Genomic DNA, 13,871 nt, shown 5'->3' on the forward strand with positions numbered 1-13,871 from the left:
GTCGGTGTCCATAGACCACCATGAAGACTTTCATGGATGGCGGGACCACCGGTTTCGGACCAGCCGAAAATGCCCATCCGCCCTTTTGCGAAGGGCCGGTTAAGTCTGACGGTGGATGTTGACCCAACCGTCGAGAAAAGCGTGCCAGATCGCTGACTGCGCGTGCTTTTCGTTAGAGCCATTCATGAACGATATCTCTCAAGAGCAGGGCATCATTGCCGCTGCCGATTCCTCTTTTGCTTCCGCCGCTGAAGCATCTTCCGTGCTGAACGCCGCCGTTGCCAGCGCCGAGCAGGCCGCCGAATCCCTGGCCGCCGCCGAAGTCGTGGAAATCGCCGAAGGCGCCGAGGCTGTTGAAGCAGCCCCCGAATTGCCCAATGCCTTCATCGAGCTGGGCCTGGCTGAAGAACTGGTCCGTGCCGTTGCCGATCTGGGCTACACCCAGCCCACGGCCGTGCAGGCGCAAGCCATTCCCCTGGCCATGGGCAGTGATGACCAGGCCTTCATCGACCTGATGGTGTCCAGCCAGACCGGCTCGGGCAAGACCGCTGCTTTCCTGCTGCCCGTGCTGCACACGCTGATCCAGCAAAAGGCTGACGAAGAAGCCGCCATCCGCGCCGAATATGACCGCCAGTGCGCCGAAGCAACGGCCAGCGGCCAGCCCACGCCCAAGCGCAACAAGCGCAAGGACCCCACGAATCCCCGCAACTTCAAGGCAGCCGTTCCCGGCGCCCTGATCCTGTGCCCCACGCGCGAGCTGGCACAGCAGGTGGCGCATGACGCCATCGAGCTGGTCAAGCACTGCCGCGGCATCCGCATCGCCAACGTGGTGGGCGGCATGCCCTACCAGCTGCAGATCGCCAAGCTGCAGAACGCCAATCTCGTGGTGGCCACTCCCGGCCGTCTGCTGGACCTGCAGCGCTCGATGCAGATCAAGCTCGACCAGGTGCAGTTCCTGGTGGTGGACGAAGCCGACCGCATGCTGGACCTGGGCTTCTCGGATGACCTGGCCGAAGTCAACGACCTGACGGCACAGCGCAAGCAGACCATGATGTTCAGCGCCACCTTCGCGCCCCGCATCCAGCAACTGGCCATGCGCGTGATGCATGACGGCGGCTCCGGCGTGAAGAAGGTCACCATCGACACGCCTCAGGAAAAGCACGCCAGCATCAAGCAAGTGCTGTTCTGGGCCGACAACTCCCAGCACAAGCGCAAGCTGCTGGACCACTGGCTGCGCGACACTACGATCAACCAGGCCATCGTTTTCGCATCGACCCAGGTCGAGTGCGACGGTCTGGCCAATGACCTGCAGCAAGACGGCTTCTCCGCCGTGGCACTGCACGGCGCCCTGAGCCAGGGCCTGCGCAACCGCCGCCTGATGGCGCTGCGCAGCGGTCAGGTGCAGGTGCTGGTGGCTACCGATGTGGCCGCACGCGGCATCGACGTGCCCACCATCACCCACGTCTTCAACTACGGCCTGCCCATGAAGGCAGAGGACTACACCCACCGTATCGGCCGCACGGGCCGTGCCGGTCGCGAAGGTGTGGCCGTCACGTTCGCAGAATTCCGTGACCGTCGTCGCATTTTCGATATCGAGGCCTACAGCCGCCAGCAATTCAAGGCCGAAGTGATTCCTGGCCTGGAGCCTGCACAGCGCGCACCCAGCAGCAACGAAGGCCGTGGCGGCCGTCGTGGCGGCGGTGGTTTTGAAAGCCGTGGCGGCGATCGCCGCGGTGCCGGCGGCGGTGGCCGTGGCGGTTTCGGTGGTGATCGTGGCTTTGGCGGCGATCGCGAGCGCAGCTTCGGTGATCGCGGTGGCGATCGTGGCTTCGGCGCACGCCGTGATTCCGAAGGCTATGGCCGCAAGGCTGGCTTCGGTGGCTTCGGCGGTGGCCAGCGCGAAGGCGGCTTCGGCCAGGGCCAAGGTCAGCGCGAAGGCGGCTACAGCCAGGCTCCGCGTGAAGGCGGCTACAGCCAGGCCCCGCGCGAAGGCGGCTTTGGCCGTGGCGGTGAAGGCCGTGGCTTCAGCGGCGACCGCGGTGCTCCGCGTGGCGGCGATCGCCGTGACGGCGCTCCCCGCGAAGGCGGCTTCCGTGGTGCATCCGGCGAGTCGCGCGGATTTGGCGGTGGCGAATCCCGTGGCGGCTTCGGCGGCGGCGAGCGCCGTCCTGCCTTCGGCAAGAGCGCTCCCAAGCCTTACTCGCCCCAGGGCGGTGATCGCAAGCGCGTCGTGCGCTGATCGATCTCGGCATTGCATGCAGACCGGCCCTTCGGGGCCGGTTTTTTTTCGGCCATCTGCGTCCTCGCGTGGTGCGGCCTGTCCTTGATGGTGCAGAACCTGCTGTCTGGCGGGCTCTGTGACTGCCATAATCGCGGCGCGGAGGTGCCCTGTGGAGTCTTTGATCGCGTCCAGTGTGGATTTTGAACACATGTTCGAACTGGCCCCCGTCTCGCTATGGCTGGAGGACTACAGCGCGCTCAAGCGGTTGCTCGACCAGTGGCGTGCACAGGGCGTGACCGATCTGCAGGCGCATTTCCTGGCCTACCCCCAGGCGCTGCAGCAGTGCAGCGCGGCGCTCAAGGTGGTGCGCGTCAACCAGCGCACGCTGGACCTGTTCGGCGCCAGTGATCAGCAGACCTTTCTTGCCAGCCTGGGCCAGGTGTTCCGCGATGACATGCACGCGGGCCTGGCCTGCGAGCTGGAGGATCTGTGGCAGGGCTCTCTGAGCTTTGCCAACCGCACCGCCAACTACACGCTGGACGGGCGGCGGCTCGATGTGCAGATCCGTGGCCGCATCCTGCCCGGTCATGAAGCGCTTTGGGACTGCGTGCTGGTGTCGCTGGAAGACGTGACGGCCGAGATGCGCAGCGCGCGCCAGCTGCACCGCAGCGAACAGTACTCGCGCGACCTGTTCGAGTACTCGCCCGTGTCGCTGTGGGTCGAGGATTTCAGCGCCATCAAGCGCCTGCTTGACGATGTGCGCGCCCAGGGCATCAGCGACTTCGCCACCTTCCTCAAGGTGCACCCGGAATTCGTCTCGCGCTGCATGCAGGAGATTCGCGTCGTGGACGTGAACCGCCAGACGCTGCGCATGTTCGGCGCCACCGACAAGCTGCAACTGCTGAGCCGGCTGGGCCGCATCTTCCGTGACGAGATGATCGACTCCTTTGCCGATCAGTTGCAGGACCTTTGGAGCGGCAAGCTCGTGCAGCACCGCGAAGTGGTGAACTACGCCCTGTCAGGCGATGCTCTGCACATCCACATGCAGCTGGCCGTGCTCGATGGCCATGCCGATGACTGGGGGCTGGTGCTGCTGTCGCTGGTGGACATCACGGCGCGCAAGAAGGCCGAGGCCTACCTCGAATACCTGGGCAAGCACGATGTGCTGACCCAGTTGCGCAATCGCGCCTTCTATATCGAGGAACTCAATCGCCTGGCACGCAAGGGGCCCTGGCCGCTGGCGGTGATTGCCATCGACATGAATGGCCTCAAGGAGGCCAATGACGAGCATGGCCATGCCGCAGGCGACGACATGCTGCGCCGCGTGGGCGAAGTGCTGACCAAGGCCGTGGATGCGCCTGCCTGCGCGGCGCGCATAGGCGGCGACGAATTCATGGTGCTTTTGCCGGCTTCGGACGAGCGCGGCGCCGAGGCGGTCAAGGAGCGCATCCTCTCGCTGCTGGAGCTCAACAACCAGTTCTATCCGGGCCAGGCGGTCAGCCTGTCCATGGGCGTGGCCTGCTGCGATTCGGGCAGCCAGGTCGAGGCCACCGTCTCGCGCGCCGACCAGGCCATGTATGCCGAAAAGGCGCGCTACTACAAGGAAAGAATGCTGGACCGCCGCGCGGGCCGCGCTTAGCGGTCTTGCACCGCAGTGCCTGTCACGCCTCCGAGGCGTGCCGCCCGATTTCGGGCCAGCGGTGGTGCAGGTAGATCCAGGACGCCAGCCCGATCAGCATCATGCTGATCGAGCCCAGGGCCAGCAGTACGGTCGAATGCATCACCAGCGGTGCAATCATGCCGGCCACGATGCCGTTGGCCGTGGAGCCGACCACCGCCTGCAGCGATGAGGCCAGGCCGCGCCGCTCGGGGTGGATGTCCAGCACCAGCAAGGTCACGACGGGCACCATCATGGCCCAGCCGAAGGCGAACACCCCCACGGGAATCAGCGCCCAGCTCACGTGGGCGGGCCAGATCAGGTTGGCCACCAGGTTGATGATGGACACGACGAACATGATCAGAAAGCCATGGCGGATCTGGTGCTTGGGCGGAATGCGCCCGGCCAGCCGGCCGCTCACCCATGCGCCGCCCATGATTCCCGAGATCGAGATCACGAAGAACCAGAAGAACTGCTGCGGCTGCAGGTGCAGCAGGTCGCCCAGGAAGGCGGGCGCCGACAGCACATACAGAAACATGCCGTTGAACGGCACGCCGCTGGCAAAGGCCAGCAGCACAAAGCGCGGATCGCTACACAGCTCCTTGTAGCCGTGCATCAGAGGCTTGAAGCGGAAGGGCTGGCGCTGCGCCTGTGGCAGGGATTCCGGCAGGAATCGCCAGTTGATGCCCCACAGCAGCACGCCCACCAGGGTCAGGAACCAGAACACTGCCGCCCAGCCCAGGTGTATGAACAGCCAGCCGCCCATCACAGGGGCCAGGGCTGGCGCGATGCCAAAGAAGATGGTGATCTGCGCCATCACGCGCTGGGCCTGGGCGGGTGGAAACAGGTCGCGCACCACGGCGCGCGACACCACGATGCCGGCACCCGTGGACAGGCCCTGCAACGCGCGAAACAGCACCAGCTGCGTGATGTTCTGCGACAGCGCACAGCCCGCCGACGCCAGCGTGAATACGGCCAGCCCCCACAGCACCACGGGCCGGCGGCCAAAGCTGTCGGCCATGGCGCCGTGGAAAAGGTTCATGAAGGCAAAGCCGAACAGATAGGCCGACAGCGTCTGCTGCATCTGCAGCGGCGTGGCGTTCAGGGCCTGGGCGATACCGGAGAAGGCGGGGATGTAGGTATCGATCGAGAACGGCCCCAGCATGCCCAGGATGGCAAGCAGGACGGCCAGGGCCCAGCGCGGGCCCTGCCAGAGCGGGGAAACATTTTGTGGCATGCAGGCGAGGCGGTTGTGCGCTGCGGGAGACCGCAGGCGCAGAAAAAGGCCGCGCGCCCTTGCGCCTGCGGCAGGGTGACACTGTAGCGGCTTGGCTGGAATCCGGTGTGACGGATGGCTTGGCGAATGACCTGGGTGATGGAATGGGTCGATAGTTTGTATATAAATAATGTAAATATCGATAGAATTTATCTTTTTCGCCAGCATGCACAGGTCCACCGTGGGGTGGATGGCATGGTTCTCGGTGCTTTCGCCAAGGATCTTTCATGACTGTTTCTCGCCGCACGTTGATATCGGCTCTGGCTCCGGCTGCGTTGCAACTGACTGCCGGCGCTGCCTGGTCCAAGGGCCGCCGACTGCAGCTGTCGGCGGCCTATGGCGATGGCATCTTTCACACGCAGAACCTGCGCAACTTCGCGGCGCGCGTGGGTGCCGATACCCAGCAGGCGCTGGAGATCGATGTGGTGTCCAACTCTGCGCTCAAGCCCATGGCGCAGGTGCTTCCTGCGCTCAAGCGCAATGAAATCCAGTTCGGCGAAGTTCTCATGTCGTCCTATGTGGATATCCATCCGCTGCTGGCCATGGACTCGCTGCCTTTCATCGTGCGTGGCTTTGACGAGGCTGCGCACCTGTGGCAACTGACCCGCCCCGTGCTGCAGGAGTTTTTGCTGGCTCAGCAGGGTGTGCGCCTGCTGTTTGCCGTGCCTTGGCCGGCGCAGGGCCTGTTCTGCCGGCGCCCGGTCAACAGCATCGTGGATCTCAGGGGGCTCAGGCTGCGGGTGCAAAGCGATGCGACCAAGCGGCTGGCGGAACTCTGGGGAGCGCAGCCGGTGGTGCTCGCGGCCGGTGATCTTGGCATGGTGCTGGAGCAGGGAGGTATTGACGCCATGGTTTCATCCAGTGCCACCGGTGTCGACAGCCAGGCTTGGAAGACCATGAAGGTGTTTCTGGACATCAAGGCCTGGATTCCCAAGAACATGTTGTGCGTCAGCGAACTTGCCTGGAAGGGCTTTGCCGAGCCGGAACGCCAGGCCATCAGCCGCGCCGCCGCGCTGGCCGAGAAAGAAGGCTGGGCGCTGGCCCAGCAGGCCGATGAGCTGGGCAAGAAGGTTCTTGTCGACAACAAGATGTCCGTGGCCGCGCCATCGGCGGACCTGCGCCGCATGCTGGATTTGATGGGGGAGCGCTTTGGCCGGGAGTGGGTGGCCAAGGCTGGCAGCAGCAATATGTCTGTGCTGATGGAATACAACAAGAAAAGGCACTGAGCGCTGTCGCGCCGAGTGCCTTGTTCTGGGTGTTGGTGGTGGGCCCTGAGTGATTCGAACACTCGACCAACGGATTAAGAGTCCGCTGCTCTACCAGCTGAGCTAAGAGCCCACGTATTTCTGCGTGGATGCCTGATGAGATTCAGGCAAAAAAATTCTTGGTGGGCCCTGAGTGATTCGAACACTCGACCAACGGATTAAGAGTCCGCTGCTCTACCAGCTGAGCTAAGAGCCCCCTCGGGTATTCCGAAGGAATCAGCCTGGATGAATCCAGGCTGAAAAGGAATTTTTGGTGGGCCCTGAGTGATTCGAACACTCGACCAACGGATTAAGAGTCCGCTGCTCTACCAGCTGAGCTAAGAGCCCCAAAAACAAGTCTGCGCTGCAAACGAGACCGCAATTATGCGGCATTTTTTGTGCGCTTGCAGGAAGACGCGCCAAATTTTTAGTTCATGGCCTGGTGGCACTGAGCCGGGCCCGCGTGCCACGCGGTGCGCAGCCGCAAAAAAGGCGGCCGAGGCCGCCTTTGGGGTGCTGGCGCGCAGCGCGCTTACATCAGCAGATGTTCGCCTGCGTTGTCACCGCCCAGGATCACGTAGTTGACCTTGCGGATGTCCATCAGCTTCTTGCCGCCGGAGTAGCTGATCGAGCTTTGCACGTCCTGCTCCATCTCGATCAGGGTGTTGGCCAGAAGGCCCTTGACGGGTTCGAGGATGCGCTTGCCCTCCACGTGCTTGTACTCGCCCTTGTTGAAGTCCGAGGCCGAGCCGTAGTACTCCTTGAAGCGTTGGCCGTTTTCCTCGACGGTCTGGCCCGGCGATTCCTCGTGGCCCGCGAACAGCGAGCCGATCATCACCATGGTGGCGCCAAAGCGCACGCTCTTGGCGATGTCGCCGTGGCTGCGGATGCCGCCATCGGCAATGATGGGCTTGGTCGCCACGCGCGCGCACCACTTGAGCGCCGACAGCTGCCAGCCGCCCGTGCCAAAGCCCGTCTTGAGCTTGGTGATGCAGACCTTGCCGGGGCCGATGCCGACCTTGGTGGCGTCAGCGCCCCAGTTCTCCAGGTCGATCACGGCTTCGGGCGTGCCCACGTTGCCGGCGATCACGAAGGACTTGGGCAGCTTTTCCTTGAGGTAGCCGATCATGTTCTTCACGCTGTCGGCATGGCCGTGGGCGATGTCGATGGTGATGTATTCGGGGCACAGGCCTTCGGCGACGAAGCGGTCCACGGTGTCGTAGTCGGGCTTCTTGACGCCCAGCGAAATGGAGGCGAAGCAGCCCTTGCCCTGCATCTCGCGCACGAACTGCACGTTGTCCAGGTCAAAGCGGTGCATCACATAGAAGTAGCCGTTCTGGGCCAGCCAGGTGCAGATGCTCTCATCCACCACCGTCTTCATGTTGGCCGGCACGGCCGGGATGCGGAAGGACCGACCGCCCAGCTCCACGCTGGCATCACACTCCGAGCGGCTTTCCACGCGGCACTTGCGCGGCAGCAGCAGGATGTTGTCGTAGTCGAAGATTTCCATTTGATTCCAAGCTCCATGAAAGGTCGCGGCAGGAACATCCCTCCGCGATGGGGCGCTTGGCTTGGAGGCCGGTCTTGCGGGCGGCGCGGGCGGGCCGCGTCGCCAGGGCGGCTGTGGCCCGGGCACAAAAAACCGGACCGCAAGAAACTTGGGCCCGGTGATTGATTCTATACGTTGCCGGCGACGGGCCTGGGCACCCTGTCGATATAGCGGTTATAGGGATGGCGTTATGAACCTGCAAGGGCGCGCTGCGCGGGCCTATTGCGGCCAGATCGCGGGCAGATTTCGGGCCGATTGCGGGAAATGCGGCATCGGTTTCCCTGGGGAGCGAGGTGCTTTCTACAATGCCAGGATGTTCCCGATCGATCTGCTCGACGGCGCCTCCGGTGCCGCGCCCGCCCCCAACTCCCCTTTGCTGACCCACCTCAACGAGGAGCAGCTCGCTGCCGTCACGCTTCCGGCCGGCCACGCGCTGATCCTGGCCGGTGCGGGCTCGGGCAAGACGCGGGTGCTGACCACGCGCATCGCCTGGCTGCTGCAGACGGGCCAGGCCACGCCGGGCTCCATCCTGGCCGTGACCTTCACCAACAAGGCGGCCAAGGAAATGCTGGCCCGCCTGTCGGCCATGCTGCCCTACAACGTGCGCGGCATGTGGATCGGCACCTTCCACGGCCTGTGCAACCGGCTGCTGCGCGCCCACCACCAGGCGGCAAAGCTGTCGTCCACCTTCCAGATCCTGGACACGCAAGACCAGCTGTCGGCCGTCAAGCGCCTGTGCAAACAGTTCAACGTGGACGACGAGCGCTTCCCGCCCAAGCAGCTGCAGTACTTCATTGCCGGCTGCAAGGAAGAGGGCATGCGCCCCGGCGACGTGGTGGCCAATGACCCGGACACGCGCAAGAAGGTCGAGATCTACCAGCTCTACGAGGAGCAGTGCCAGCGCGAGGGCGTGGTCGATTTCGGCGAGCTGATGCTGCGCTCCTACGAGCTGCTGCGCGACGATGCCGCGCTGCGCGCCCACTACCAGCGGCGCTTTCGCCACATCATGGTCGACGAGTTCCAGGACACCAACAAGCTGCAGTACCAGTGGCTCAAGCAGCTGGCGGGCGACATGGTGGATGGCCGCCTGCAGGCCACGGGCAGCGTGATCGCCGTGGGCGACGACGACCAGAGCATCTACGCCTTTCGCGGTGCGCGCGTGGGCAACATGCAGGACTTCGTGCGCGAGTTCGACGTGCGCCAGCAGATCAAGCTGGAGCAGAACTACCGCTCCTACAGCAATATCCTGGACTGCGCCAACGCGCTCATCAGCCACAACAGCCAGCGCCTGGGCAAGAACCTGCGCACCACCCAGGGCCCGGGCGAGCCCGTGCGCATCTACGAGGCGCCCACGGACATGGCCGAGGCGCAGTGGATGGTCGAGGAAATCCAGCAGCTCGTGAAAAAGGACGGTTGGCAGCGCCAGGAAATCGCCGTGCTCTACCGCAGCAATGCGCAAAGCCGGGTGATCGAATCGCAGCTGTTCAATGCCGCCATTCCCTACCGCGTGTACGGCGGCCTGCGCTTTTTCGAGCGCGCCGAAATCAAGCATGCGCTGGCCTACCTGCGCCTGCTGGAGAACCCGCACGACGACACCAGCTTTCTGCGCGTGGTGAACTTCCCGCCGCGCGGCATCGGCGCGCGCAGCGTGGAGACGCTGCAGGACGCGGCGCGCAGCGCGGGCTGCTCACTGCACGATGCCGTCTCGGCGGTGCCGGGCGCGCCGGGCACCAAGCTCGCAGGCTTTGTCGCCAAGATCGACGTGCTGCGCGAGCAGACCCAGGGCCGCACGCTGCGCGAGATCATCGAGGCCATCGAGGAAGAAAGCGGCCTGCTCGAGCACTACCGCAACGAAAAGGAAGGCGCCGACCGCATCGAGAACCTGCAGGAACTCGTGAACGCGGCCGAGAGCTTTGTCACCCAGGAAGGCTTTGGCCGCGATGCCGTGGCCCTGCCGCTGGACGAGCACGACGGCGCCAGGGCGCTGACGCAAAGCCCCGCCAGCCAGGGCCTGGACCCTGCGCTGCCGCTGCTGGACACGCCGCTCACGCCGCCGGCCGGCACCGTGGCCGGCATGGTCGATGCCGATACCGGCGAGACACTGTCGCCGCTGGCCGCCTTCCTGACGCACGCGGCGCTGGAGGCTGGCGACAACCAGGCCCAGGCCGGCCAGGACGCCGTGCAGCTGATGACCGTGCATGCCTCCAAGGGGCTGGAGTTCGACGCCGTCTTCATCGGCGGCGTGGAAGAGGGCCTGTTCCCGCATGAGAACGCCATGATGGACCGCGGCGGCCTGGAGGAAGAACGCCGCCTGGCCTATGTGGCCATCACCCGCGCGCGCAAGCGCCTGTACCTCAGCCATTCGCAGACGCGCATGCTGCACGGGCAGACGCGCTACAACGTCAAGAGCCGCTTCTTCGATGAGCTGCCCGATGAGGCGCTCAAGTGGATCACCCCCAAGCAGGGCGGCTTTGGCAGCTATGCGCCCCGGCCCGGTGGCGGCGGTGGTGGCGGCTATGGTTCACGCGATCGCGGCGGCTTCGGCAACAAGGCCGAAGGCTGGCGCAGCGAGGTCTTCGCCAGCCCGCCCGTGCCGCCGCAAAAGGCCGCTCCGGGCCACGGCCTGCGCGTGGGCCTGAACGTGTTCCACAACAAGTTCGGCGAAGGCAAGGTGCTGGCCCTGGAGGGCACGGGCGACGATGCGCGCGCCCAGGTCAGCTTTGGGCGCCACGGCACGAAGTGGCTGGCGCTTTCCATTGCCAAGCTCACGGTCGTGGAGTGAGGCGCGGGCTGCCGCGCCCGGCGCTCAGGGCTTGACTTCGAAGCTCAGCGTCGTGGTGTGGCGCACGTCGGTGTATTTCTTGCCGTCCAGCGTGACCGAGCCGTTGTCCACGCGCGCCGTCACCTCCAGCACGTACAGGCCCGGGAAGTAGGGCTTGAAGCTCACCGTGCCGTCCTGCGATGGCGTGAGCGTGCGGTACCAGCCCTCGCTGGTCTGCACGTTGACCTGGCTGGCCGCGACCTTGCGGCCCTTGAACACCAGCTGGAACGTATCGCCGCCCGCCGTGGTGGGCACCAGCTCCAGGTCGTTCACGGCCTTGGTGTCGTTGCGGCCGAAACGGGCCTGGTAGTACGTCAGCACGCCATTGGCGCCGGGGCGCGTGGCGGCGATGCGCACATCGCCCTGGCCTGCGTCCGCGGTGAAATGATTGGCATCGGCCTTCAGGGGAAGGCTCTTGCCGTCGGGCAGGACCTGCTTGGCGTCTTCCAGGGCCGGCAGCTGCTCCAGCGGCTTGCGCAGCTCTCCGGCATAGGCCCGGGCCTGTCCTGCGTCCTGCTGCAGCCAGAGATAGTCGGCATGCGCGGCCGGCACCGCCAGTGCGGCGGCGGCGGCCAGCCATGCGGCGGTGCTGCGAAGGATGCGGGAAGGTTCGGTCATGGAGTCTCTCCTGTGGTGTGGCTCTGCGTGCGCCTGCCGGGCCTTGAGGGGCGTGATCCGGCGGGGCTGAAGATGGTGCGATGGCGGACGAGCGACGCCGCAATGCATCAGAAATTATAGCGATCAGGTGAGAATGACTCTTGTTTTGCACGCTAAGAGTCGGGTTCATGACATCCATGCAATTGCGGCGCAGACATGCAAAAAGGCCATGGAAATCCATGGCCTTTGTGTGGCGGCGCCACTCGCCGCAGGGCGGCGGGGCGACGGGGCGCTATGGCGGCGGTCAGGCCGACAGCTTGGGCTGGGCGGCGGTGCCGGTCAGGTAGCCGACGGCGGCGCCGAACTTGCCGCGATAGTTGGCGCTGATCAGCGGGTCCAGCGTGGGCTTGACCACGTTGTGGATGGCGCCCCAGTCACCGGCGTGCTGGAAGTTGCTCATGATGTAGGTCCAGCCGTTGATCTCGTCCACGGCATGCAGGCCGGTGGATTCGCCGCCTGCGGGAATCGACATCAGGCGCGACAGCTGCTTGGTGTCGATGTTGTAGGCCCACAGGAAGTTGTTCACGTGCTGGCCGCTGTCCTCGCCGATGAACAGGGTGCGCATCTTCTCCGAGAACTTGAGGTTGTCGGGGTTGCAGATCTTGTTCGGGTTGCCGGTGTTGCCCAGCGCGTCGGCGCTGATGTCCTCGCCGGCCAGCAGGGCCTTGGTGTCCACGGGCATCCACTCGCTGTTGATGGCGGCGCCTGCCGCGTCCTTCTGGCCGCCGCGCAGGTTCAGTGCCATCACGGCGCCGGCCTTGAGCTGCTTGGGGATGGACACGCCGTTGCCGGCCACGTTCAGCGCATCACCGGCCACCATGGATTTTTCGCAGTTCTGCAGGGCCGAGTAGGCCACCTTGTCCTTGGCGTTGACGGTCGTGCCTTCCATCTTGGTGAAGCCCATGCTTGCGCCCTTGAAGGCGGCGTAGCGGTGAGTTTCCAGGAAGGCGGCGGCCTTGTCCATGCCGGGGTTGATCTTGATCCACTCGACCTTGCCGTTGGCCGTGATCTTGGTGTAGCTGGCGTCGCCCGGATCGGTCTTGGCCACGGTCATGATGTCCGTGGGCTTGAGTGTGTTGGCCAGTTGCTCGATCTCGGCGCTGGTGGCCGAGCCCAGCTTGATCCAGGTCAGCGCGGCGGCGCTGCCCGATGCGGGGTCGATGGAGAAGCCCGCGCCCACCTTGGCCACGTACAGCGAACCCGAGGACAGGTCCTTTTCCTTGTCGGCCACGAAGACGAAGTAGCCGCTGTTGGTGGCGTCGTCGCCCATCAGCGCCGTGCGCTGGTCGGGCATGACCTGGACCAGCTCGTGCGAGATGCGGCCCATGCAGAAATGCTTCTTGATGCTGGCCGTGCCGTCCGCGTTGACCGTCACTTCGGGCATGTGGCCGTAGTGGTAGGGGTTGGCCTTGTTCTGGTCGCCATACAGGTTCTGGCTGAAGGCCAGCAGCTGGGCATTGCCGGTGGTGAAGGCGTCGGGCTCGTACTCTTCGCTGGACAGGTGGGTGCCCCAGGGCGACAGGCTGGCGCCGCAGGTGATCCACAGGCCGTGCACCTTGGAGGTGTCCACGTTGTGGTACTTGACCAGGCTGAGCTTGCCGGTGGTCTGGTCCTGGTCCAGCGTCAGCACGGCGATGGGCGAGGGCAGCTTGCCGTACATGTCGGTCTTGCCGTCCTGCGCCCAGGTGGTGTATTCGAACTGCACCACGGCGAACACGGGCTTGCCCTTGACGCCGTCCACCTTGGCATTGGGCACGGTCAGCAGCGAGGTGCCGTCGGGCGAATCGGAGAAGAAGTGGCGCTCGCTGCCGGCCACGGTGCGGTCGATGATCTTGTTGTTGTTGATGTCGTAGTAGCCGCCGGCCAGGATCTTGCCGCCCTTGCCGTCGGACACTTCATCGCCGGTGACGAAGAAGGGCTGGTAGCCCAGGTCGAAGCTCTGCTCGCTGTTGTCGCTGAACTGCACCTTGAGCTGCGAGGCCACGGTCATCCTGGCCATGGCCTGGGGGTTGGCCAGCGTGGGCGCTGCCATGGAGGTGAAGCTGGCCGCCACATAGTTCTTCGCGGGGCCGTCGTCACCGCCGCCGCAGGCGGTCAGCAGGCCGGTGGCGGACACGGCGGAGCCGAGCGGCAGCAGGGGGGCGCCGGTCAGGAATTGCAGCGCCTTGCGGCGGGAGAGCATCGTGGATTGGGACATGGGGCTTCCGTTATGGGTTTGTCAGCGTCAACCCATCGGGGGCGGGATGGGCCGGGATGCCGCCGCGCACTCGCTGGCTTGACATCCGCACGGCATGCTAGGCAGCCGGTGTGACACAGCGATGGCATCCGCATGACGAAACCGTGACAGCGTCATATGACAGCAGCCAGGCGAGGGGTGCCAGGCGATACGGCCAGTCAAAAAACCAAAGAAGAGGCGCGAAGAAGGGCTGAAGAAAGGTCCAAAGAA

The 13,871-nt window shown here is 64.9% G+C and carries 8 protein-coding genes and 3 tRNA genes; 4 read left to right on the forward strand and 7 right to left on the reverse strand.

The window, feature by feature from the left end; all coding sequences use genetic code 11:
* Positions 1-184: 184 nt before the first annotated feature.
* A complete protein-coding gene (locus INR38_RS02940; protein WP_065345610.1) occupies positions 185-2,239 on the forward strand; it encodes a DEAD/DEAH box helicase in 2,055 nt (684 codons plus the stop codon).
* A 151-nt stretch (positions 2,240-2,390) separates the two neighbouring features.
* Complete coding sequence (locus INR38_RS02945; protein ID WP_347566748.1) at positions 2,391-3,860, forward strand: sensor domain-containing diguanylate cyclase; 1,470 nt, start codon at positions 2,391-2,393, stop codon at positions 3,858-3,860.
* 22 nt (positions 3,861-3,882) lie between these two features.
* On the opposite strand, the gene INR38_RS02950 is transcribed toward INR38_RS02945, so the two are convergent.
* Positions 3,883-5,115, reverse strand: a complete 1,233-nt coding sequence (locus tag INR38_RS02950) for a multidrug effflux MFS transporter (RefSeq protein ID WP_012207132.1) — start codon at positions 5,113-5,115, stop codon at positions 3,883-3,885.
* Between the two features lie 266 nt (positions 5,116-5,381).
* Here INR38_RS02950 and INR38_RS02955 point away from each other — a divergent pair, with 266 nt between their 5' ends.
* A complete protein-coding gene (locus INR38_RS02955; RefSeq protein ID WP_013800938.1) occupies positions 5,382-6,380 on the forward strand; it encodes a TRAP transporter substrate-binding protein in 999 nt (332 codons plus the stop codon).
* 36 nt (positions 6,381-6,416) lie between these two features.
* On the opposite strand, the gene INR38_RS02960 is transcribed toward INR38_RS02955, so the two are convergent.
* The 4 genes from INR38_RS02960 to INR38_RS02975 form a co-directional block, all read right to left on the reverse strand.
* A tRNA-Lys gene (locus tag INR38_RS02960) sits at positions 6,417-6,492 on the reverse strand.
* A gap of 47 nt (positions 6,493-6,539) precedes the next feature.
* Positions 6,540-6,615 (reverse strand) — tRNA-Lys (locus INR38_RS02965).
* Between the two features lie 55 nt (positions 6,616-6,670).
* Positions 6,671-6,746 (reverse strand) — tRNA-Lys (locus tag INR38_RS02970).
* A gap of 184 nt (positions 6,747-6,930) precedes the next feature.
* Entirely contained in the window at positions 6,931-7,908 is a 978-nt protein-coding gene (locus INR38_RS02975) for a GMP reductase (protein WP_013800939.1), read from the reverse strand.
* 352 nt (positions 7,909-8,260) lie between these two features.
* Here INR38_RS02975 and INR38_RS02980 point away from each other — a divergent pair, with 352 nt between their 5' ends.
* Positions 8,261-10,729 (forward strand): UvrD-helicase domain-containing protein, encoded by a 2,469-nt coding sequence (locus INR38_RS02980; RefSeq protein WP_071956674.1) that lies wholly within the window; start codon positions 8,261-8,263, stop codon positions 10,727-10,729.
* A gap of 24 nt (positions 10,730-10,753) precedes the next feature.
* Here INR38_RS02980 and INR38_RS02985 read toward each other — a convergent pair whose 3' ends face one another.
* Entirely contained in the window at positions 10,754-11,386 is a 633-nt protein-coding gene (locus INR38_RS02985) for a hypothetical protein (RefSeq protein ID WP_013800941.1), read from the reverse strand.
* A 283-nt stretch (positions 11,387-11,669) separates the two neighbouring features.
* Positions 11,670-13,622, reverse strand: a complete 1,953-nt coding sequence (locus tag INR38_RS02990; protein WP_207442070.1) for an alkaline phosphatase PhoX — start codon at positions 13,620-13,622, stop codon at positions 11,670-11,672.
* Between the last annotated feature and the right edge of the window lie 249 nt (positions 13,623-13,871).

The sequence above is a fragment of the Delftia sp. SD018 genome, assembly GCF_017355445.1.
Taxonomy (GTDB): Bacteria; Pseudomonadota; Gammaproteobacteria; order Burkholderiales; family Burkholderiaceae_C; genus Comamonas; species Comamonas acidovorans.